The organism is Pseudomonas sp. LBUM1672 (assembly GCF_059695655.1).
Window position 1 is genome coordinate 4,592,068 of record NZ_CP166781.1, and the last position, 21,891, is coordinate 4,613,958.

Annotated in this window: 22 protein-coding genes; 2 read left to right on the forward strand and 20 right to left on the reverse strand. The window is 60.6% G+C overall.

What is annotated here, in order from left to right:
* Window positions 1-4 precede the first annotated feature (4 nt).
* From mltG to ACA053_RS20935, 9 genes are all read right to left on the reverse strand, one after another.
* A complete protein-coding gene (gene mltG / locus ACA053_RS20895) occupies window positions 5-1,228 on the reverse strand; it encodes an endolytic transglycosylase MltG (protein WP_497393585.1) in 1,224 nt (407 codons plus the stop codon).
* Window positions 1,229-1,231: 3 nt separating this feature from the next.
* Window positions 1,232-2,047, reverse strand: coding sequence for an aminodeoxychorismate lyase (gene pabC, locus ACA053_RS20900; protein ID WP_497312958.1), 816 nt, complete (start codon window positions 2,045-2,047; stop codon window positions 1,232-1,234).
* A complete protein-coding gene (fabF, locus tag ACA053_RS20905) occupies window positions 2,047-3,291 on the reverse strand; it encodes a beta-ketoacyl-ACP synthase II (RefSeq protein WP_010461853.1) in 1,245 nt (414 codons plus the stop codon). Before fabF ends, pabC begins: the two co-directional genes overlap by 1 nt.
* A 108-nt stretch (window positions 3,292-3,399) precedes the next feature.
* A complete protein-coding gene (acpP, locus tag ACA053_RS20910; protein ID WP_003175607.1) occupies window positions 3,400-3,636 on the reverse strand; it encodes an acyl carrier protein in 237 nt (78 codons plus the stop codon).
* 191 nt (window positions 3,637-3,827) lie between these two features.
* The gene (gene fabG, locus ACA053_RS20915) at window positions 3,828-4,571 is read right to left on the reverse strand and encodes a 3-oxoacyl-ACP reductase FabG (RefSeq protein ID WP_109633847.1); all 744 of its coding nucleotides are present in this window, start codon (window positions 4,569-4,571) and stop codon (window positions 3,828-3,830) included.
* Window positions 4,572-4,587: 16 nt separating this feature from the next.
* Window positions 4,588-5,526: an ACP S-malonyltransferase gene (fabD, locus tag ACA053_RS20920; RefSeq protein WP_438657891.1), complete on the reverse strand. Its 939-nt coding sequence runs from the start codon at window positions 5,524-5,526 to the stop codon at window positions 4,588-4,590.
* A 126-nt stretch (window positions 5,527-5,652) separates the two neighbouring features.
* A complete protein-coding gene (gene plsX, locus ACA053_RS20925; protein ID WP_497312962.1) occupies window positions 5,653-6,663 on the reverse strand; it encodes a phosphate acyltransferase PlsX in 1,011 nt (336 codons plus the stop codon).
* Window positions 6,664-6,666: 3 nt separating this feature from the next.
* On the reverse strand, window positions 6,667-6,849 hold the full coding sequence (gene rpmF / locus ACA053_RS20930) for a 50S ribosomal protein L32 (RefSeq protein WP_003179396.1): 183 nt from the start codon (window positions 6,847-6,849) through the stop codon (window positions 6,667-6,669).
* 13 nt (window positions 6,850-6,862) lie between these two features.
* On the reverse strand, window positions 6,863-7,390 hold the full coding sequence (locus tag ACA053_RS20935) for a YceD family protein (protein WP_004371317.1): 528 nt from the start codon (window positions 7,388-7,390) through the stop codon (window positions 6,863-6,865).
* A gap of 105 nt (window positions 7,391-7,495) precedes the next feature.
* On the opposite strand from ACA053_RS20935, the gene ACA053_RS20940 reads away from it, so the two are divergent.
* Entirely contained in the window at window positions 7,496-8,074 is a 579-nt protein-coding gene (locus ACA053_RS20940; protein WP_497393586.1) for a Maf family protein, read from the forward strand.
* 46 nt (window positions 8,075-8,120) lie between these two features.
* Here ACA053_RS20940 and ACA053_RS20945 read toward each other — a convergent pair whose 3' ends face one another.
* From ACA053_RS20945 to rluC, 3 genes are read right to left on the reverse strand one after another with little or no spacing between them, the layout of a single operon-like run.
* On the reverse strand, window positions 8,121-9,110 hold the full coding sequence (locus tag ACA053_RS20945) for a S49 family peptidase (protein WP_109633854.1): 990 nt from the start codon (window positions 9,108-9,110) through the stop codon (window positions 8,121-8,123).
* Window positions 9,111-9,134: 24 nt separating this feature from the next.
* The gene (locus ACA053_RS20950; RefSeq protein ID WP_109633855.1) at window positions 9,135-9,797 is read right to left on the reverse strand and encodes an HAD-IA family hydrolase; all 663 of its coding nucleotides are present in this window, start codon (window positions 9,795-9,797) and stop codon (window positions 9,135-9,137) included.
* Window positions 9,784-10,746 carry a 23S rRNA pseudouridine(955/2504/2580) synthase RluC gene (rluC, locus tag ACA053_RS20955; protein ID WP_109633857.1) on the reverse strand — a complete coding sequence of 321 codons (963 nt, stop codon included), beginning with the start codon at window positions 10,744-10,746 and terminating at the stop codon, window positions 9,784-9,786. The genes ACA053_RS20950 and rluC overlap by 14 nt, the downstream gene beginning before the upstream one ends.
* A 700-nt stretch (window positions 10,747-11,446) precedes the next feature.
* On the opposite strand from rluC, the gene rne reads away from it, so the two are divergent.
* Window positions 11,447-14,650 carry a ribonuclease E gene (gene rne, locus ACA053_RS20960; RefSeq protein WP_497393587.1) on the forward strand — a complete coding sequence of 1,068 codons (3,204 nt, stop codon included), beginning with the start codon at window positions 11,447-11,449 and terminating at the stop codon, window positions 14,648-14,650.
* Window positions 14,651-14,835: 185 nt separating this feature from the next.
* On the opposite strand, the gene ACA053_RS20965 is transcribed toward rne, so the two are convergent.
* The 8 genes from ACA053_RS20965 to ACA053_RS21000 form a co-directional block, all read right to left on the reverse strand.
* Window positions 14,836-15,426 carry a nucleotidyltransferase family protein gene (locus ACA053_RS20965; protein ID WP_497393588.1) on the reverse strand — a complete coding sequence of 197 codons (591 nt, stop codon included), beginning with the start codon at window positions 15,424-15,426 and terminating at the stop codon, window positions 14,836-14,838.
* The gene (locus tag ACA053_RS20970; protein WP_497393589.1) at window positions 15,423-16,406 is read right to left on the reverse strand and encodes an XdhC family protein; all 984 of its coding nucleotides are present in this window, start codon (window positions 16,404-16,406) and stop codon (window positions 15,423-15,425) included. The genes ACA053_RS20965 and ACA053_RS20970 overlap by 4 nt, the downstream gene beginning before the upstream one ends.
* Window positions 16,406-18,727, reverse strand: coding sequence for a xanthine dehydrogenase family protein molybdopterin-binding subunit (locus ACA053_RS20975; RefSeq protein ID WP_497393590.1), 2,322 nt, complete (start codon window positions 18,725-18,727; stop codon window positions 16,406-16,408). The genes ACA053_RS20970 and ACA053_RS20975 overlap by 1 nt, the downstream gene beginning before the upstream one ends.
* Window positions 18,724-19,194 carry a (2Fe-2S)-binding protein gene (locus ACA053_RS20980; protein ID WP_109633866.1) on the reverse strand — a complete coding sequence of 157 codons (471 nt, stop codon included), beginning with the start codon at window positions 19,192-19,194 and terminating at the stop codon, window positions 18,724-18,726. Before ACA053_RS20980 ends, ACA053_RS20975 begins: the two co-directional genes overlap by 4 nt.
* 246 nt (window positions 19,195-19,440) lie before the next feature.
* Window positions 19,441-20,460, reverse strand: coding sequence for a UDP-N-acetylmuramate dehydrogenase (murB, locus tag ACA053_RS20985; RefSeq protein ID WP_497393592.1), 1,020 nt, complete (start codon window positions 20,458-20,460; stop codon window positions 19,441-19,443).
* The gene (locus tag ACA053_RS20990; protein ID WP_109633869.1) at window positions 20,457-20,921 is read right to left on the reverse strand and encodes a low molecular weight protein-tyrosine-phosphatase; all 465 of its coding nucleotides are present in this window, start codon (window positions 20,919-20,921) and stop codon (window positions 20,457-20,459) included. Before ACA053_RS20990 ends, murB begins: the two co-directional genes overlap by 4 nt.
* A complete protein-coding gene (gene kdsB, locus ACA053_RS20995) occupies window positions 20,921-21,685 on the reverse strand; it encodes a 3-deoxy-manno-octulosonate cytidylyltransferase (protein WP_497312980.1) in 765 nt (254 codons plus the stop codon). Before kdsB ends, ACA053_RS20990 begins: the two co-directional genes overlap by 1 nt.
* A complete protein-coding gene (locus tag ACA053_RS21000) occupies window positions 21,682-21,867 on the reverse strand; it encodes a Trm112 family protein (protein WP_010461887.1) in 186 nt (61 codons plus the stop codon). Before ACA053_RS21000 ends, kdsB begins: the two co-directional genes overlap by 4 nt.
* Window positions 21,868-21,891 lie beyond the last annotated feature (24 nt).

A 21,891-nucleotide genomic window follows, 5' to 3' on the forward strand; every position in this document is an offset into this window, starting at 1 on the left:
AGAGTCATTGCGGGCTTTGCGCAGCCGGTGCGTCCGGCTCGGGCACAGGTTCGGGTTCAGGCTCCGGAGCGGGTGCGGCAGCAGGCTCTTGCGGCGCTACGGACGGAACAGCCTCGGGATCGGGGTTGGGCGAAGCGGCCGGAATCGGCGCCTCGGCGTCCGGCGCTTCACCATTCAGGGTTTCTGGCGCCGAGACAGGTGCCGGGCTGGAGCGATAATCGGCACGACGCTTGAGCTGGAACTCCCGCACCGCATTATTGTGGGCATCCAGATCATCGGAAAAAACGTGGCTGCCATCACCGCGAGCGACGAAGTAGAGGCTGTTGCCCGCCACCGGGTTCAACGCGGCATGAATCGCTTCGCGGCCGACCATGGCGATCGGGGTCGGCGGCAGGCCTGAAATCATGTAGGTGTTGTACGGCGTGGGTTCCTTGAGATGGGCACGGGTCAATTTGCCGCTGTAGCGATCACCGAGGCCATAGATCACCGTCGGATCGGTCTGCAGCATCATGCCCATCGCCATGCGCCGCACAAACACGCCGGCAATCTGCCCGCGCTCTTGGGGCACACCGGTTTCCTTTTCCACCAGCGAGGCCATGATCAGCGCCTGATAGGGTTCGGTATACGGCACATCAGCGGAGCGCTGCTCCCATTCCTTGGCCAGGACCTCATCGAGGCGGTCGTAGGCCTTTTTCAGCAGTTCGACATCGGTCATGCCGCGCACGAAGCGGTAGGTATCGGGGAAGAACCGGCCCTCAGGAAAGATCCCGGTGTGGCCCAGCTTGGTCATCACTTCGCTATCGCTCAAGCCGTTCAGGGTCTGCTCGAGCTTCTCATCCTTGGCCAATGCCGCCCGGACCTGATGAAAATTCCAGCCTTCGACCAGGGTCAGGCTGTACTGAACGATGTCCCCACGCTTCCACAGGTCGATCAGACCTTCGACAGTCATGCCGGGCTGCATGCGGTATTCGCCCTTGTGCAAAGGTTGTCCGGCCAGGTTGAAACGCCAATACACACGCAGCCAGAAAGCGTCCTTGATGACGCCGTCGGCTTCGAGTCGATAGAAAGTGCGGGTCGGTGTCGTGCCCTTGGGCACTTCCAGCAGTTCTTCCTGAGTGATGTTCAGCGGCTGATTCAGCGCCGTATGAATCTTCCAGGCGGAGGCGCCCAGACACAGCCCCGCCAGAACCAATCCGGTTTCCAGCAGTAGCAAGAATTTACGTCTCACGTATCAAGCATCCAGTAGCGCGCGGGCAATGGTTTGGAGTTTACGGGTGAGCGGCCCAACCGACCAGCTCAGCGCTGCATAGGCGCGCACCGGCCAAACGCCATACACGCTGTTGCAGACAAAGACTTCATCAGCCCATTGCAGCTGATCGAGGCTGATGTCGGTGATTTGCGTGGGGATCCCCAACGACTCGGCTTGAAACAATAATTCGGCACGCATCACACCGGCCACGCCGCAGCGCTTCAAATCAGCCGTGATCAACACGCCATCGCGGATCAGGAACAGGTTGCTGAACACGCCTTCGATCACCCGCCCCGTCCTGTCGAGCATCAAGCCCTCGGCGTGCTCGGCATCTTGCCATTCGCCGCGGGCAATGACTTGCTCCAGACGATTGAGGTGTTTGAGGCCGGCAAGCAGTGGCTGCCTGGACAGCCGTGTCGCACAAGGAAACAGGCGAACGCCCTGCTCGCCATGAACGGCAGGATAGGCAGCGGGAGGATTGCCTTGCAGAATACGCCGGGCCTGAGCCGAAGGATCGGGAGCGTAACCGCGCAGACTGTCGCCGCGGGTGAGGATGAGCTTGAGCACGCCCTCACCCAATTCGGTGGCATAGGCCAGCAGCTCATTGCGGATCAACTCGTGATCGGCAGTGATCGCCAGCCGCGAACAACCATCGGCCAGACGCGCCAGATGTCGGTCCAGCAGCAACGGCTGCCCGCCACGCACGGCAATGGTCTCGAACAGACCATCACCGTAAGCCAGGCCGCGATCTTTCAGCGACAACGCGTCAGCCGGCTGACCGTCGACCCAGCTGTCCATCAGTCAGCGAACCGGCGGAACACCAGCGAGCCGTTGGTACCGCCAAACCCGAAGGAGTTGGACAGCACCACATCGATATCCATGTTGCGCGCGGTGTGCGGCACGAAATCGAGGTCGCAGCCTTCATCCGGCTCATCGAGGTTGATGGTCGGTGGCGCCACCTGGCTGTTGATCGCCAGCACGCTGAAGATTGCCTCGACTGCTCCTGCCGCTCCCAGCAAGTGGCCGGTCATGGACTTGGTCGAACTGACGGCCAGTTTGTAGGCGTGATCGCCGAACACCGACTTGATCGCACAGGCTTCGGCGAGGTCGCCGGCTGAAGTCGAAGTGCCGTGGGCGTTGATGTACTGAACCTGGTCGCCATTGATTTTCGCGTCGCGCAAGGCATTGGTGATGCAACGGGCGGCACCGGCACCATCGGCGGGAGGCGAAGTCATGTGATAGGCATCGCCACTGGTGCCGAAACCAATCAACTCGGCATAGATGGTCGCGCCGCGCGCCTTGGCGTGCTCCAGTTCCTCAAGAACCAGAGCGCCGGCACCGTCGGACAAGACGAAGCCATCACGGCCTTTGTCCCATGGACGGCTGGCGCGGGTCGGCTCGTCGTTGCGGGTCGACAGCGCACGGGAAGCACCGAAGCCGCCCATGCCCAGACCGCAAGCCGCCATCTCGGCGCCGCCGGCAATCATCACGTCGGCTTCGTCATACATGATGTTGCGGGCCGCCATGCCAATGCAGTGCGTACCGGTGGTACACGCAGTGGCGATGGCGTAGTTAGGTCCCTGTGCACCCAAGTGGATGGACAGAAAACCGGAAATCATATTGATGATCGAGCCAGGCACGAAAAACGGAGAAATCCGTCGTGGGCCGGAATCATGCAGGGTGCGGCTGGTTTCTTCGATATTGGTCAGACCGCCAATACCCGAGCCCATGGCCACGCCGATGCGCTCACGGTTGGCGTCGGTGACTTCCAGACCGGCATTACGTACAGCCTGAAAACCGGCAGCCAGACCGTATTGAATGAACAGGTCGAGTTTGCGAGCTTCCTTGACCGACAGGTATTCCTCGACATTGAAGCCCTTTACCGAGCCGCCAAAACGGGTGGAATAGGCAGAAAGGTCGGTGTGTTCGATCAGACCAATGCCACTGCGGCCAGCCAGAATGCCCTGCCAACTGCTCGGCACATCCGTGCCCAGTGGCGACAACATACCCATACCGGTGACTACGACGCGTCTACGCGACACAGCACTCTCCTTTTTCAAATGACGACTTTGCATGAGGCCTAAAGAAAAAACCGCACGCCGTGATGGCAGTGCGGTTTTTCCATGACAGCAAGCAACGATTACAAACTATTACGCCTGGTGGCTAGTAACGTAGTCGATTGCAGCTTGTACAGTAGTGATCTTCTCAGCTTCTTCGTCAGGGATTTCGGTCTCGAATTCCTCTTCCAGAGCCATCACCAGCTCAACGGTGTCAAGGGAGTCGGCACCCAGGTCTTCAACGAAGGAAGCAGTGTTGACCACTTCTTCTTCTTTAACGCCCAGTTGCTCAGCAACGATTTTCTTGACGCGCTCTTCGATGGTGCTCATACCTTGTTTTCACTCCTAATGGACAAATTCAGGCAGCTGGCCAGTGGGTAAGTGTATAGAAAGGCTTTTCAGTTTTTCAACTGAAAGCTTCACTCCTCAAACCCTGGGGCCCTCTGCCTATAAATAGATTGCAGCTTTATAACGGATTTTAGACAGCTCGTATGACATTTTTTTGAAGCAATCCGTCACATTTAACTCATGTACATCCCGCCGTTCACCGGGATTGTAGCCCCAGTAACGTAAGCCGCACCGTCGGATGCAAGAAAAGCGACCACAGACGCGATCTCTTGTGCTTGTCCCAGACGGCCCAGCGGAATCTGCGTCTGCAAGGCTTCACGCTGTGCCTCGGGCAGTTCGCGGGTCATATCGGTGTCGATGAACCCAGGGGCCACCGAGTTTACCGTAATCGAACGCGAACCGACTTCACGCGCCAGTGCACGGCTGAAACCTTCCAGACCGGCCTTGGCGGCTGCGTAGTTTACTTGGCCTGCGTTGCCCATGGCACCCACAACAGAGCCAATACTGATAATTCGTCCCCAACGGGCTTTGGTCATACCACGCAAAACACCCTTGGACAGGCGGAACAGACTGTTCAGGTTGGTATCGACGACGTCATGCCATTCGTCATCTTTCATGCGCATCATCAGATTATCGCGGGTGATACCGGCATTGTTGACCAGGATCGCCGGCGCTCCGAACTGCGAAGTGATACTCGCCAACACCGCTGCGACGGACTCGTCGCTGGTGACATTGAGTTCCAGGCCAGTGCCTTGAATACCATTTTCTTTCAGGGTAGCAGCGATGCGTTCGGCACCCGATGCAGAGGTCGCAGTGCCCACAACGATGGCGCCCTGACGACCCAGTTCCAGGGCGATGGCCTGGCCGATACCGCGGCTCGCACCGGTGACCAGTGCAACTTTACCTTGCAGACTCATGCAAGTTTCTCCTGATTCAGGCCAGCGCTGCACGGGCGGCAGCGAAAGCGTCTGGGGTATTGAGGTTGGATGTCGACACGCCTTCGGCGCAACGCTTGTTCAGGCCGGCCAGCACTTTGCCAGGACCGCATTCGACAAGTTGGGTCGCGCCCTTGGCGGCCAGCGCCTGGACCGATTCGACCCAGCGCACAGGCTTGTAGAGCTGTTCAAGCAGATCGCGCTTGAGGGTTTCCAGATCGGCCGGCACCGCAGCGCTGACGTTCTGTACAACCGGGATCTGTGGCGCTTGCCAGTCGATTGCAGCGATCGACTCGGCGAAACGCTCGGCCGCCGGGCGCATCAGCTCGCAGTGCGAAGGCACGCTGACCGGCAGCGGCATGGCGCGCTTGGCACCACGGGCCTTGCAGCCTTCGATGGCGCGTTCGACCGCGGCCTTGGCACCGGCGATCACCACCTGGCCCGGGGAGTTGAAGTTGACCGCGCTGACCACTTCGCCTTGCGCCGCTTCGGCACAGGCTGCGAGCACGTCAGCATCGTCCAGACCGAGGATCGCGGCCATGCCGCCCTGCCCGGCCGGAACGGCTTCCTGCATCAACTGACCACGACGCTCAACCAGCTTGACGGCATCGCCCAGGCTCAGGCTGCCAGCAGCGACCAGCGCGCTGTACTCGCCCAGGCTGTGACCGGCAACGTAAGCCGGACGCGCACCGCCTTCCGCCAGCCACAGGCGCCACAGGGCGATCGAGGCGGTCAGAATGGCCGGCTGGGTTTTATCGGTTTGATTGAGTTGCTCTTCCGGCCCTTGCTGGGTCAGTGCCCACAGGTCGTAACCCAGAGCATCGGAAGCTTCTTTGAATGTTTCGAGGACAACCGGATGTTGCGCGCCCAACTCGGCCAGCATGCCGAGGGACTGCGAACCCTGTCCTGGAAAGACGAATGCGAGGGAAGCAGACATGTAACAAGCCCCTAATGATCTTGTCGTCGGAGAATTTGACGTCCCGCTTGGGGGACGCAAGAAACTGACAGTTGGATGGCCAATTGAACTGAGCGGTCACATTTAAGCATTGTCCGACGAAAACGCCTAAAGCAACAAATCCTCCAGACGACCGTGAATGCGTTCCGGCAGGTTTTCCTGGATCTCGATCAGGGCACGTTGTATCGCACTCTGGAAACCCTGAACGCCAGCAGAACCGTGGCTTTTCACGACAATCCCCTGCAGACCCAGGAAGCTTGCGCCGTTATGCCGCGCAGGCGCCAGATCGGCTTGCAGGCGCTTCATCAACGGCAGCGCCAGCGCGCCGACCATTTTTGAGGCGAAGTTTTTCTTGAACAAGGCCTCGATGCGCCCGGCAATCATGGTCGCCAGGCCTTCGCTGGACTTGAGCAGGATATTGCCGACAAAGCCGTCACACACCACCACGTCCGCCTCGCCACGGTACAAGCCGTCACCCTCGACAAAGCCGATGTAGTTGATGCCGCGAGCGCCTTGCAACAAGGTCGCCGCCAGCTTGACCTGCTGATTGCCCTTGATGTCTTCGGTGCCGATGTTCAGCAAGGCCACCCGTGGACGGACGATGCCAAGGGTTTCTGCCGCCACCGAGCCCATTACCGCGAATTGCAACAAGTGCTCGGCACTGCAATCAACGTTGGCGCCAAGGTCGAGCAACTGGCAATACCCCTTCTGCGTTGGAATCGCCGCCACCATCGCCGGCCGATCGATGCCCGGCAACGTCTTGAGAACAAACCGCGACAACGCCATCAGCGCACCGGTATTACCGGCACTGACACACGCCTGAACCTTGCCGTCGCGCAACAGCTCAAGGGCCACGCGCATCGACGAGTCAGGTTTGCCACGCAGGGCCTGGGCAGGCTTTTCGTCCATGGTGATGACTTCGGACGCCGGAGCAATCGACAGGCGCGAGCGATCCACAGCCGATTGGCCAGAGAGCAATTCTTCAAGAAGGGAGGGTTGACCGACGAGGGTCAGGTGTAACGAGGGCGTAGCAGACAGACAAGCAAGGCTGGCCTGAACAATGCTGCGGGGACCGAAGTCCCCGCCCATTGCGTCAATCGCGATGACTTGAGCAGACAAGGATTACTCGTCAGCGCCCTTGTCGATCACTTTACGGCCACGGTATACGCCTTCTGGCGATACGTGGTGACGCAGGTGAACTTCACCGGTGGTTTTTTCTACAGACAGGGTGCTAGCCTCGAGAGCGTCGTGCGAACGGCGCATGTCACGGGCAGAGCGGGATTTTTTGTTCTGCTGAACAGCCATAATTGATTAACTCCTAAACGTTTGGGTCACGCTTTAACTGCGCCAATACACTGAACGGGTTGGACCGCGTTACCTCGTCCTCGCTCGGTTCGGGCTCATCGAGACCCGCCGGCTGCTGGCATTCTTCCGGATGATGAGCAGGCACAATGGGCAAGGCGAGCAGAAGCTCCTCCTCGATCAGTGACTGCAGATCCAATGGATCTTCGCCCAGTTCCAGCACGTCATAACCTTTCGGCAACGACTGGGTATTCGCACCCTCCTTCACCACAGCATAACTGCATTCGCTATGGATCGGCAGGGTGACCAGCTCAAGACAACGCTGGCAAACCATTTTGACTTCGGTGTCGATAAAGCTGTGGATTACCACAGACTTACGTTCATCTCGTTCAAAAACGAATTTAGCCTGCACCGTACCGACAGTGTCGGAAAGCGGGTCGCAGAGTCTCTCCAAATCGGCCAGCAGCAGTTCACCTTGAAGGGTGGTGCCACGGTCAGCCAATTTGCGCGGGTCAACGTGAGGTGGAATCGGGTCATTCAACATAGGCGCAGCATTATAGGGATGCACCCGGCCATGTCAAAGGAAATTCAGCCCTGTCCGTCACTTGGAAGCCCCGCTAGAATTCGCGCCTGCCTTTCGGAGATGCGCATGCTGCCTTTATTACTCGCTTCAAGCTCGGTTTATCGCCGGGAATTGCTGGCCCGCTTGCAGTTGCCATTCATCTGCAGCTCGCCGGACATTGATGAAAGCCATCGTCCGGGCGAATCGGCCGTCGAGCTGGTAAAGCGCCTCGCCAAAGAAAAAGCGCGGGCACTTGCCGGCAGCCATCCCGCCCACCTGATCATCGGCTCCGATCAGGTCGCAGTCCTCGGCGAGCGGATCATCGGCAAACCCCACACCTTCGAGAAGGCCCGCGAACAACTGCTGGCGTCGAGCGGTGCCAGCATAACCTTCCTGACGGGCCTGGCGCTGCTTAACAGCCAGACCGGCGACTGCCAGGTCGACTGCGTGCCCTTCACCGTGTACATGCGCACCCTCGACCCGGCACGCATCGAACGTTACCTGCGCGCCGAACAGCCCTACGACTGCGCCGGCAGCTTCAAGGCCGAAGGCTTGGGGGTGAGCCTGTTCCAAAGCACCGAAGGCCCTGACGCCACCAGCCTGATCGGCCTGCCGCTGATTCGCCTGATCGACATGCTGCTGGTGGAAGGCGCGCAAATCCCCTGAGAACAAAAACCGGCCAATCGGGCCGGTTTTTTATGCAGCCAGAGAATCAGCGCATCGATGGACCGTGAAAGCCCATCCACATCGCCAACTGCTCAGCCACGCTGGCACCGAGCTTTTTCGAGAAGCGATCGAACGGCGATTCCTGAACGGTGAAGTCCACCAGCTCTTTTTCGCCAATCACATCACGCGCCACCGAACTGGCATTCCCCAGGCCATCGATCAGACCCAGCGGCAAAGCCTGCTCACCGTTCCAGACCAATCCGGAGAACAGCTCTGGATGCTCCTTGTCCTTCAGACGGTCGCCACGGCCCTTTTTCACGCTGTTGATGAACTGCTGGTGCGTGGTATCCAGAACACCTTGCCAGAACTGAGTCTCCTCAGGTTTCTGCGGCTGGAACGGGTCGAGGAACGACTTGTGCTCGCCCGACGTATAGGTCCGACGCTCGACACCGAGCTTCTCCATGGTGCCGACAAAGCCATAACCGGCCGCCGTCACACCAATAGAGCCGACCAGGCTCGCCTTGTCGGCGTAAATCTGATCCGCCGCGCTGGCGATATAGTAAGCACCGGAAGCGCCCAGGTCGGAAATAACCGCGTACACCTTGGTATCCGGATGCAAGCCGCGCAGACGGACGATCTCGTCGTACACGTAACCCGACTGCACCGGACTGCCGCCCGGGCTGTTGATGCGCAGGATCACGCCCTTGACCTTCTCGTCCTCGAAGGCGGCACGCAGGCTGCCGACGATGTTGTCGGCGCTGGCCGGCTCCTTGTCGGCGATCATGCCGGTCACGTCGATCAACGCCGTGTAGTGGGAACCGCGGGTAGCGCTTTTTTCCATGTCCATCAGCGGCGTGAACAGAATCAACGCGCCAAACAGGTAAACAAAGGTCAGCAGCTTGAAGAAAATCCCCCAGCGACGAGACCGGCGCTGCTCCTGGACACTGGCCAGCAGAGTCTTTTCCAGCAGCTTCCAGCTTTTTTCGTCACCGCTCTCTGCGCTCGACTTGGCGGGCGCTTTCCATTCGTCGGTCATGACATCTACCCCAGCAAAAACCTGTTAAGCCCGCTGACCCAGCCAGGCATGCAATTCTGAAAAACGATCGATGGACAGTCGCGGCTCAAACAGCTTCAGCGCGTCGATCGACTGCGCGCCGTAACTGACCGCCACCGAGTCCATGCCAGCGTTACGCGCCATCTGCAGGTCGAAGGACGAGTCGCCAACCATCAGCGCCTGCTCCGGACGAACCTCGCAATGGGCAAGAATCTGCTCAAGCATCAGCGGATGGGGCTTGCTGGCGGTTTCGTCGGCGGCGCGGGTGATATCGAAATAATCTTCCCAGCCGTGGGCTTTCAACACCCGATCCAGCCCGCGACGGGCCTTGCCTGTGGCCACAGCCAGATGATAACCCTCGGCGCGAAACGCCTCCATCGACTCGAGCACACCCTCGAACAACGGCGAAGGCACGGCTTCCGCAGCGATGTAGTGATCTGCGTAATGCTGACGGAACGCCACCAACTCGGCATCACCAATGTCCGGGTATAACGTGCGAATAGCCTCAGGCAAACCCAGACCGATAATGCCTTTGACCGCAAAATCGTCACGCAACTGAAACCCGGATCGCTCGGAGGCGACATGCATCGCCTCGACAATCCGACCAATGGAATCAGCGAGCGTGCCGTCCCAATCGAAAATCAGCAGCTTGTAATCAGAGGGGTGCACTCAGGCGCTCCACGGTCTTGGCCCACATTTCGTCCACTGGCGCCTGCAGCTTCAGCTCACCACCATCCGGCAGCGGCACAGTCAGCAGGTAGGCGTGCAGGAACAGGCGCTTGCCGCCCAGGTCGCGGATTTCCTTGCTGAAGGCTTCATCGCCATACTTGGTGTCGCCAGCGATGCAATGCCCGGCGTGCAAGGTGTGGACACGGATCTGGTGGGTGCGGCCGGTAATCGGCCTGGCTTCGACCATGGTGGCAAAGTCGCCAAAACGACGCAGGACCTTGAACACGGTCACGGACTCCTTGCCCTCCTCCTCGTCGACCTCGACCATGCGCTCGCCGGAGCGCAGATTGCTCTTGCCGAGCGACGCCCGGACTTGCTTGATCGAGGCCGCCCAATTACCGCGAACAAGCGCCATGTAGCGCTTGTCGACGCCATCACCGCGCAATGCCGTGTGCAAGTGACGCAGCATGCTGCGCTTCTTGGCGATCATCAGCAGGCCGGAGGTGTCACGGTCGAGACGGTGAACCAGTTCGAGCTCCTTGCAATCAGGACGCAACTGACGAAAGGCTTCGATCACCCCGTAAGTCAAGCCGCTGCCGCCGTGAACCGCGATGCCGCAAGGCTTGTTGATCACGATCAACGCCTTGTCCTCGAAGACAATCGAGGCTTCGAGGCGCTGCAGCAGGCCCTGAGCCAGCGGCACAGGTTCGTCGCGCTCGGGCACGCGAACCGGCGGCACGCGCACGATATCGCCCGCCTGCAGCTTGTATTCGGGCTTGATCCGACCTTTGTTCACCCGCACTTCGCCCTTGCGCAAAATGCGGTAAATCAAGGTCTTGGGCACGCCTTTGAGCCGAGCGAGAAGGAAGTTATCAATACGTTGGCCGGCATATTCCGGCGAGACCTCCAGCAGTTGTACGGCTGGGGTCGAAGGGGCAGTAGTCGTCATGCCGCGGATGATAACAATTTTTTATGGAATTGAAGCACTTAATCATTGCTGCTATAGTCGCGAACGCCGCCAAAAGCGGCCTGGACAGCGGACTAACGGTCAAAAACCGGCCCTGACCAACGCAATTCACCAGGACGAGAGGCCGTCCTACGGGGCTTTCGCTACGTAACGGTGGAGTTTGCAGCTGTAACGAGCGCAGGTGACATGAGGCCTGAATCAAGCCGCGAAGCAGAGTTTTCACTCGCCTTGCGAGCCAATATTCACGGCCAGTTCACAAAGTGCAGTCAGCTATGGACGACCCCGAGCGAACGCTTCGGAAACAACGCCTAAATTAGCCATGATGCGTGACCTCCCCCTTCGGAGCTCACGGTAAATGCCAACCCGCTGCGGATTCTGCGCGCGGCAGCACCCGAATTATCAGGGATACGTGTAGGGTGGAGATGCACAACCGCTGGACTGTGTAGCAATAGGCTTTATCAAGACGCTTCATCTCGTCCACAGCCGCTGGTTGATTCCTCCTCCTGACTGAGTGCTTAAGTAGCCACAGCAAGCAGGACGCGTACGTCGCGATAACGGCCCAATTGGCCGGACATCGCTGGACACGGGAATGGCCAACCACTCCCGACGCACCTGACACCGACCATGAGAAGTCGTGTGTGCCGAACGCCGTTTCCGGCAGCCCGGAAACCGACGGTACTACATGAAAAGAATGCTGATTAACGCAACTCAACCCGAAGAGTTGCGTGTTGCACTGGTAGATGGCCAACGCCTCTACGACCTGGACATCGAATCCGGTGCACGCGAGCAGAAAAAGGCCAACATCTATAAAGGCCGGATTACTCGCATCGAACCAAGCCTTGAGGCTGCCTTTGTCGATTTCGGCTCTGAGCGCCACGGCTTCCTGCCCCTCAAAGAAATCTCCCGCGAATACTTCAAGAAAGCCCCCGAAGGCCGCGTCAACATCAAGGACGTCCTGAGCGAAGGCCAGGAAGTCATCGTTCAGGTCGAAAAAGAAGAACGTGGCAACAAGGGCGCAGCCCTGACCACCTTCATCAGCCTGGCCGGTCGTTACCTGGTGCTGATGCCGAACAACCCGCGTGCCGGCGGCATCTCCCGTCGCATCGAAGGTGAAGAGCGCAACGAACTGCGTGAAGCCCTGAACGGCCTGGTTGCCCCGGCTGACATGGGTCTGATCGTTCGCACTGCCGGCCTGGGCCGCAGCAGCGAAGAAATGCAGTGGGACCTCGATTACCTGCTGCAACTCTGGACCGCCATCAAAGAAGCCTCGCTGGATCGCTCCGCGCCATTCCTGATCTACCAGGAAAGCAACGTGATCATCCGCGCCATCCGCGATTACCTGCGCCAGGACATCGGCGAAGTGTTGATCGACAGCGTTGAAGCCCAGGACGAAGCCCTGACCTTCATTCGCCAGGTAATGCCGCAGTACGCCAGCAAGATCAAGCTGTACGAAGACAGCGTTCCGCTGTTCAACCGTTTCCAGATCGAAAGCCAGATCGAGACCGCTTTCCAGCGCGTCGTCGAGCTGCCTTCCGGCGGTTCCATCGTTATCGATCCGACCGAAGCCCTGGTGTCTATCGACATCAACTCGGCGCGCGCCACCAAAGGCAGCGACATCGAAGAAACCGCCCTGCAGACCAACCTTGAAGCCGCCGAAGAAATCGCCCGTCAGTTGCGCTTGCGCGACATCGGCGGCCTGATCGTCATCGACTTCATCGACATGACCCCTGCCAAGAACCAGCGCGCCGTGGAAGAGAAAGTCCGCGAATGCCTGGAAGCCGACCGCGCTCGCGTGCAAGTCGGTCGCATCTCGCGCTTCGGCCTGCTGGAAATGTCCCGTCAGCGCCTGCGTCCATCCCTGGGCGAAAGCAGCGGCATCGTTTGCCCGCGTTGCAACGGCACCGGCATCATCCGTGACGTTGAATCGCTGTCGCTGGCGATCCTGCGCCTGATCGAAGAAGAAGCCCTGAAAGACCGTACCGCCGAAGTTCGTGCACAAGTGCCGATTCCGGTCGCTGCGTTCCTGCTCAACGAAAAACGCAACTCGATCACCAAGATCGAACTGCGCACCCGTGCCCGCATCGTCATTCTGCCGAACGATCACCTCGAAACGCCGCACTTCGAAGTTCAGCGTCTGCGCGATGACAGCCCGGAAGCCGCTGTCGGCCAGTCCAGCTACGAAATCGCTGCTGCCGCTGCCGAAGTCGAAGAAGTCCAGCCAGCCGCTGCGACCCGCACCCTGGTTCGCCAGGAAGCCGCGGTCAAGACCGCGCCGGCCCGCGCCAACGCTCCGGTTCCGACCGAAGTCGTCGCCGCTCCGGTTGCCGCGCCATCCGTTGCGCCCGAGCCAAGCCTGTTCAAAGGCCTGGTGAAATCGCTGGTCAGCCTGTTCGCAACCAAAGAAGAACCTGCTGCCCCGGTTGTGGTTGAAAAACCAGCGACCACCGAGCGTCCGGCCCGCAACGAAGAGCGTCGCAACGGTCGTCAGCAGAGCCGCAACCGTAACGGTCGCCGCGACGAAGAGCGCAAGCCTCGTGAGGAACGTGCACCGCGTGAAGAGCGCGCCCCCCGTGAGCCACGCGAAGAGCGTCAACCACGCGAAGCCCGCGAAGAAACTCCAGCAGTAGCCCGCGAAGAACGTGCTCCACGTGAAGAGCGCGCACCACGCGCCCCTCGCGAAGAACGTGCACCGCGCGCGCCTCGCGAAGACCGCAAGCCACGTGGCGAGCGTGAAGAACGAGTGCGTGAACTGCGCGAACCTCTGGACGCTACCGCTCCGGCCGCTGCGGCGACCGCTGAAGAGCGTCCGGCTCGCCAGCCACGTGAAGAACGCGCTCCGCGCCCACCGCGTGAAGAACGTCAGCCACGTGCCGAGCAAGCCGCTGCTGCCGTTGCCGAAGAAGAACTGGTGACCAACGAAGAGCAACTGCAGGAAGACGGTCAGGAAGGCGCCGAAGGCGATCGTCCACGCCGCCGCTCCCGTGGCCAGCGTCGTCGCAGCAACCGTCGCGAGCGTCAACGCGATGCCAACGGCAATGTGATTGAAGGTTCGGAAGAATCCGAATCCGCCGAAGGCAGCGAAGCGGGCGACAGCAACGAAGCGCCAAGCACGTCCGATCTGGCCGCAGGCCTGGCTGTTACCGCAGCTGTTGCCAGCACCGTGATCAGCGCGCCTGCTGAAGCACAAGCCAACGAGCAAGCCGAACGCGCAACTGCCGCCACTCTGGAGTCAGCTCCGGTTGAAGCGCCAGTGGTCGAAGCGACGACTCCGGTCGAAGCCGCTGCCGCTCCGGAAATCGAAGTGGCGCCGGTTCGTGAAGCTGAGCCGGTGGTTGAATCCGCTCCAGTCTCCGAGCCAGCGGTCGAAACTTCCAGCGAAACCGTGACCGAAGCTGTCCGCGAAGTTCGTGAAGAACAAACCGCGTTCAACTGGGTTGCCGAGTCGGTGGCTGTAGAAGCGCCTGCACCGGTTGTTGAAGCCCAGGTGGCGCAAGCCGTGGTCTCCGAGCCAGTGGTTGTGGCTGCCGAGCCTGCTCCTGTTGTTGAAGCACCGGCGCCGGTTGTTGCCGAAGTGGCTGCACCGGTCGTTGAAGCGGCGCCTGTCAGCGCCCTGACCGAAAATGGCCGTGCGCCGAACGACCCGCGTGAAGTGCGTCGTCGCAAGCGTGAAGCCGAGCGCCTGCAGAAGGAAGCCGAACTGGCTGCCGCTGCTGCTCCGGTTGAAGCGCCTGTCGCTGCCGAGCCTGCACCGGTTGTGGCTGAAGTGATCGAAGCGGCACCTGCTGCCGAGTCGGTCATCGAAGAAGCACCACGCTCCGTACAGGAAGCGGTAGAGCAACACGAACAAGCCCTGGAAAAAGAACACGAGCCTAAACCACTCGTCTGATTCCGTCGGCTACTAAAAAGCCCCGCCTGGTGATCCAGGCGGGGCTTTTTTTATGTCCGTTAGTTTCACCGCGATCAATGTGGGAGCGGGCTTGCTCGCGAAAGCGGTTTAACATTCAACATTGATGCAAGCTGACACAACGCATTCGCGAGCAAGCCCGCTCCCACAGGGGATTCGTGCAAAGGCTACTGGAAGATCAATTTTTCTGGCACATCCACATCCCACAACACCCCGGCATCATCCACCGCCACTTCAACCACCCGGCCCTGCGCAAACAGCGGCTTGGCCCCATGATCACCCGATAACGCCATCAACCCCAGCCCAAAACTGCGACCGAATCCGACGGGATGCCCGTACTCTCCCGCATGCACCGGCACACTGACGCAATCCTCGGCAATCCCCGCCACCACCCGATCAACACTCGACGGCAAGATAAACGGCATATCCCCCAGCACAATCAACCAGCCACTAAGCTCTGGACACGCCGCCACCCCGGCCGCAATGCTGTCGCCCATCCCGGTCGACTCGATCTCCACAATCTCAAAACCATACGCCTGAGCCATGCGCATCACTTGCGGGCGATCTCCAGTAGTCACCAGCACGCGCTTCCCAAGACTGGGCGGCACATTCACCAGCACCTGTTCGATCACCGAACGAACAGCGCCATCGCGACCGGTACAGTCCGCCAGCAACTTGTCCTTATCGTCCCCCGTCACCTGCCTGAAACGGCTGCCCTGCCCCGCCGCCAGCACGATGACGCCTATGGACTCGCTCATACCACCTCCCGCAACGGCTTCTTCTGCTTGAGTTCGACGCCATTCTTGATCGCCACAATCTCGGCCAGCAGCGACAAGGCGATTTCCGCCGGACTGTGGCTGCCGATGTGCAAACCGATCGGGCCGTGCAGCCGCTCGATGGCCTGTGGTGACAAGCCTAGCTGAGCCAGGTTTTCCCGACGCTTCAGGCTGTTGACTCGTGAGCCCAGCGCACCAACATAAAACGCCTTGGAGTCGAGGGCGGTCAGCAGCGCCATGTCATCCAGGCGCGGATCGTGGGTCAGGGCGACAATCGCCGTGCGCTCGTCGGTCTGGATGGTCAGTACTGCTTCATCCGGCATGCCCGAGACGAAACGCCCGTGCTGCTCTTCCCAACCGTAGACAAATTCACTGCGCGGATCGCAGATCAGCACTTCGAAATCCAGCAGCCGTGCCATCTCGGCGACATACCGGGACAACTGCCCCGCACCGATCAGCAACAGCCGCCAACGCGGACCGTAAATGGCGCGCAACGTATTGCCATCGAAGCTCAATACATCGCTTTTGTTCGCCGCCCGCAAAACCACTGCACCGGTCGCAATATCCAGCGAGCGAGCGACGATTTCATGGTCCTCGCAGCGTGCCAGCAGCTCGGCGACCCAACCTGGATCGCCGACCCGCTCTTCGGTCAGGCGCAAGGTGCCGCCGCACGGTAAACCAAACCGTGCGGCCTCCTCACGGGTGACGCCGTAGGTGATCAACTGCACTGGCGGCCCATCAGGTGGAATCCGCCCATCGTGCAACCGGGCAATCAAATCATCCTCGACACACCCACCGGACACCGAGCCGATCACCACGCCATCTTCACGCAACGCCAGCATCGCGCCCGGCGCCCGGGGCGCAGTGCCCCAGGTCTGGACCACGCTGTACAACACCACCCGCTGACCGGCGCGGCGCCATTCCAGCACGCTGCGCAGGACGTTCAGATCTGCGCTGTCCATCAGGCCTGCGCCTTTTGCCAACCCTGCAGCTGATAGCGAACCGGCAAGCTACGGATACGCTGGCCGGTGGCGGCGAAGATCGCGTTGCACAGCGCTGGCGCAATTGGCGGTACGCCTGGCTCACCGACACCGCCCAACGGCACAACGCCCGGTGGCGTGACCAGATGCACCGCCACTTCCTTCGGTGCCAGCGACATGCGCGCCACTTCGTACATGTGGAAGTTGTCCTGCTGCACCTTGCCGTCCTTGAAGCTGATTTCACCCACCACCGCATTGCCCAGGCCCATGACGCAGGCGCCTTCGAACTGGGCACGGATCCGCTCGGGGTTGATCTGCGGACCGCAATCCACCGCGATGTCGGCCTTGTGCACGATCAACGTGCCGTCGTCTTTGACTTCGACCTCAATCACCGCCGCCACGTAGGTGACGAAGCTGTAATGCACCGCCAGGCCCAGGCCTCGGCCCTTGGGCAACTCACGGCCCCAACCGGCAGCCTTGGCGGCAGTTTCCAGCACGGTGCGCATCCGCCCGGTGTCGATCGGATAACGCTCGGGGGATTCGCCGTAGTTCCACTCTTCACTCAAGGTGCGCGGATCGATATGACGGTCCGGACCGAGCAATTTGATCTGGTACTTCAGTGGATCCTGCTTGGCCTTGTGCGCCAGCTCATCGACAAAACTCTGGATCGCAAAACCGTGGGGAATGTTCGACACCGAGCGATACCAGCCGACCCGCGTATGGATCGCCGCTTCCGGGTTTTCCAGGCGCACGTTGGGAATCGCGTAAGCCATGTTGGTGAAGCCCATGCCCAACTCGAACGCCGCCTCGTGGTTCATGCCCGAGGCGAACAGCGCGGTGATGCTCGGGGCGACGGTGCGGTGCAACCAGCCGGAGGGCAGGCCGTCCTTGTCCAGGCTGGCCTTCAGGTACTCGGCCGACACGGTGTGGAAGTAGGAACAGTGGATGTCGTCTTCACGGGTCCATTGCACCCGCACCGCTTTGCCGGGGAATTCCTTGGCGAGGATCGCCGCTTCGATGATGAAGTCCGGCTTGGACTTGCGACCGAAACCGCCGCCCAGCAAGGTGACATTGAACGTGACCTTATCGAACGCAATACCGAGGCGTTCGCCAATCCGTTCGCGGGTGACTTGTGGCGCCTGACTCGGTGCCCAGGCCTCGCACACACCGTCCTTGAAGCGGGCGATGGCGACCATCGGCTCCATCGGCGCCTGCGTCAGGTGCGGCAGGTAATACGAGGCTTCGAGGGTGCTGTTGGCGCCTTTCATGGCGTCGTCGATGTTGCCGGTATTGCGCACCACTTTGCCGGGTTTGAGGGACGCGGCTTCCAGTTCTTTGCGGTAGGCGATCGAGTCGTAACTGGCATTGGGGCCATCATCCCACTCGATTTTCAGCGCTTCGCGACCCTTGATCGCGGCCCAGGTATTGCTGGCCACCACGGCCACGCCACCCAATGGCTGGAATTCGGACGGCAGCGGACGGCCTTCGATCTGAATGACCTTGATCACGCCCGGGACTTTCAGCGCAGCGCTGGAGTCGACGGATTTGACCGTGCCGCCATAAACCGCCGGACGCGCAATCACGGCGTAGAGCATGCCGTCAAAATGCACATCGGCCCCGTAAATGGCGCGGCCGTTGACGATGTCGGCACCGTCGATTGCCTTCGTGCCTTCCTTGCCGATGTAGCGAAACTCCGACGGCTGCTTGAGCCGCAGGCTGTCACGGGCCGGCACTGCCAGCGCACCCGCAGCGGCGGCCAGGGCGCCATAGCCCAGTTCGCGACCGGTCGGTTGGTGCACCACTTTATGCAACTGCGCATGGCACTCGCTGACTGGCACCTTCCACTGTTCAGCCGCCGCTTGTTCAAGCATGGTTCGCGCAGCCGCACCGCAACGACGCATCGGCTCGTACCAGTGACGCATGCTGCGCGAACCGTCGGTGTCCTGATTGCCGAAGCGGACTTCGTCGCCGGGCGCCTGTTGCACTTTCATCATGGCCCAGTCGGCGTCCAGTTCATCGGCCACCACCATGGTCAGGCTGGTGCGTACGCCCTGGCCCATTTCCGAACGGTTGCAGACCACCGTTACCATGCCGTCAGCGGCGATGCTGATGTAAACCTTCGGATCATCGATCCAGCCATTGGGCATGCCGTCGGCGCCGAACTTTTTCTCTTTTTCTTCGGCGAAAGCGTCTTGCCAGCCCCAGCTCGCCACTAAAACTAACGCACTGGTCGCACCGACCCCTTTCAGGAAGCCGCGGCGGCTGAGGTTGCTCAGCGCAAAGTCATTCGGTAACTGGCTCATGCCTTGGCCTCCTTCAGGTGAGTGGATGCCTGGTGGATGGCGGTCTTGATGCGGTTATAGGTGCCGCAACGGCAAATGTTGCCGACCATCGCCTCTTCGATCTGGGCGTCGCTGGGATTCGGGTTGGTCTTGAGCAGCGCGGTCGCCGACATGATCTGCCCGCCCTGGCAGAAACCGCATTGCGCCACGGCCGCGTCGAGCCAGGCTTGTTGCACGACTTGCCCGACCGGGTCGGCGTGCAGGTTATCGATGGTGGTGACGTTCTGGCCGACCACCGAGCCGATCGGCGTGATGCAACTGCGCGCCGGAGCGCCTTCGATATGAATGGTGCAGGCGCCACACAGGCCCATGCCGCAGCCGAATTTGGTGCCGTTGTAACCGGCCACGTCACGGATTGCCCAGAGCAGCGGCATATCCTCGGTGACATCGAGTTGATGGTCTTGACCATTGAGCTTCAGGGTAATCATGGGCACGCCCGCATATTTCTGGAGGTTATGGGGTCGAGCAATCTGCCGCGCGGGGTTCGCGGTTGGCTTCACGCAGATCGGCTCAGGCTAATGAGGCTCTCTTACACGGACGGAAACGTCTGCATCGGGCCTTTGGTGGAGCAAATGCTTGCATCGTTAGGTGGCTAAGTTAACCCAGCATTAACAAAAAAGCCCTGCACAGTTGAAGATGTGCAGGGCTTTGAGATCGGTCAATAAAGCGTAGCTTCAATACCGATTCGGCTCCATTTCCAGGTCTACTTTGAAACGTTCGGAAATGTCTTTCTGGATGTGCTGCGCCAGGTTCAGCAATTGCAGGCCGGTGGCACTGCCGTAGTTGACCAGTACCAGCGCCTGCAACTTATGCACGCCGGCATCGCCGTCACGAAAGCCTTTCCAGCCGGCCCGCTCGATCAACCAGCCCGCCGCCAGTTTCATCTGCCCATCGGGTTGCGCGTAGGCCACCAGGTCCGGGTATTGGCTTTTCAGCTGTGCGACCAGCGCGGCCGGCACCAGAGGGTTCTTGAAGAAGCTGCCGGCATTGCCGAGTACCGCCGGGTCCGGGAGCTTTTCGTTGCGAATGCTGCAAATCGCCTGGCTGACATCGGTGGCGGTCGGGTGATCGATACCTTGCTCGGTCAGGCGCTGGCGAACCGGGCCGTATTCCAGGTGCAGGTGTGCGGCGCGGTCCAGAGTGAAACGCACGCGCAGGATCAACCAGCGCCCCGGTTCCTGTTTGAACAGGCTGTCACGGTAGGCGAAGTTGCATTCTTCCAGGGTGAAATCCCGCAGCTCGCCGGTCTGGCGATCCAGCGCGGTCAGGCCGGCGAACACGTCCTTGATCTCGACGCCATAGGCGCCGATGTTCTGCATCGGTGCCGCGCCCACGGTGCCGGGAATCAGGCTGAGGTTCTCCAGCCCCGACAACCCCTGCGCCAGGGTGTGCTGCACGAAAGGATGCCAAGGCTCGCCGGCCTCGGCTTCGATCACGACCTTGCTGCCGTCATCGCTCAGGATCCGAATCCCGCGAGTGGCCATGCGCAGCACCAGCGCCTGGATATCAGCCGTCAGCAGCAAGTTGCTGCCGCCACCGATCACCAGCAATGGCACGTCATGGGCCGACGCATACGCCAGGGCTTCTCGCACATCGGCGTCGCTGTGGGCCTCGGCAAACAACCGGGCCTGAACGTCGACACCAAAGCTATTGAACGGCTTGAGCGAAACCCGGGGTTGAACCTGCAAACTCATAACCGTCCCTTCAATTCGATCACCAGCCGATCGCTGGCGCGCTCGATCAAGTCCAGTACTTGCTCGAAACCCTGGTCGCCGTCGTAATACGGGTCCGGCACTTCATCGACGTCCGACTCGTAGCGACGCAGGAACAAGTCCAGCTCGGCCTTGCCCTTGGCCGGTTGCAGAGCCTTGAGGTTGCGCAGGTTGCTGTTGTCCATCGCCAGAATCAGGTCGTAAGTGGCGAAATCGGCGCGGGTCACTTGCTGGGCGCGCTGGGCGGACAGGTCATATCCACGCAGCTTCGCGGCGGCCTGACTGCGTTTGTCCGGGGCCTTGCCGACATGCCAGTCGCCGGTCCCGGCGGAGGCGACCTCGATGTGATCGGCCAGCCCCGCTTCGCGCAATTTATGCCGCAGCACGCCTTCGGCCGTCGGAGAACGGCAGATGTTGCCCAGGCAGACGAACAGAACGCGCATCAGGCCTCCAGCAGGCGACGAACGCGCTCAAGGTCTTCGACGGTGTCGACGCCAGTGGGCGGTGCGATCAGTGCGTCGGCGACGTGAATCCGCACGCCGTGCCACAAAGCACGCAGCTGCTCCAGGGATTCGGTGTTTTCCAGCCAGCACGGGCCCCAGCTGACGAAGTCATGAAGGAAACCGGCGCGGTAGGCATAAATGCCAATGTGGCGGCGGTACGGCACGCCTTCCGGCACTTGCTCGCGGCTTTTGGCAAACGCGTCCCGGGCCCACGGCAAGGTAGCGCGACTGAAGGTCAGCGCCAGGCCATTGAGGTCGCTGACGACCTTGACCACGTTGGGGTTGAACAGGGTTTCGACGTCTTCGATCGGCTCGGCCAGGGTGGCCATGCGCGCTTCGGTGTGGGCGGCCAGGTTGGCCGCGACCTGATCGATCACGCTCGGCGGGATCAGCGGTTCGTCGCCCTGGACGTTGACCACGATGGCATCGGCGGCCAGGCCCAGTTTTGCGGCGACTTCCGCCAGCCGATCGGTGCCGGAATTGTGATCTTCGCGAGTCAGCACCACTTCGGCGCCAAACGAATTGCACGCCTCAACGATGCGCGCGTCATCAGTGGCGACCACGACACGCTCGGCACTGCTTTTGCTCGCCTGTTCCCAGACGTGCTGGATCATCGGCTTGCCGGCGATCAGCAGCAGCGGTTTGCCCGGCAGACGGGTGGAGGCATAACGCGATGGAATGACAACAGTAAAGGCTGTGGTCATTTATCCAGACGCTCGTCGGTGGTCAGGGTGCGGGCTTCGGTTTCGAGCATCACCGGGATGCCGTCGCGAATCGGGTAAGCCAGGCCGGCGCCCTTGCTGATCAGCTCGGTCTTGTCGGCGCTGAGCTTGAGCGGGCCTTTGGTGACCGGGCAAGCGAGGATATCGAGCAATTTGGTGTCCATGAGCATTCCCTGGATTAGAACGGA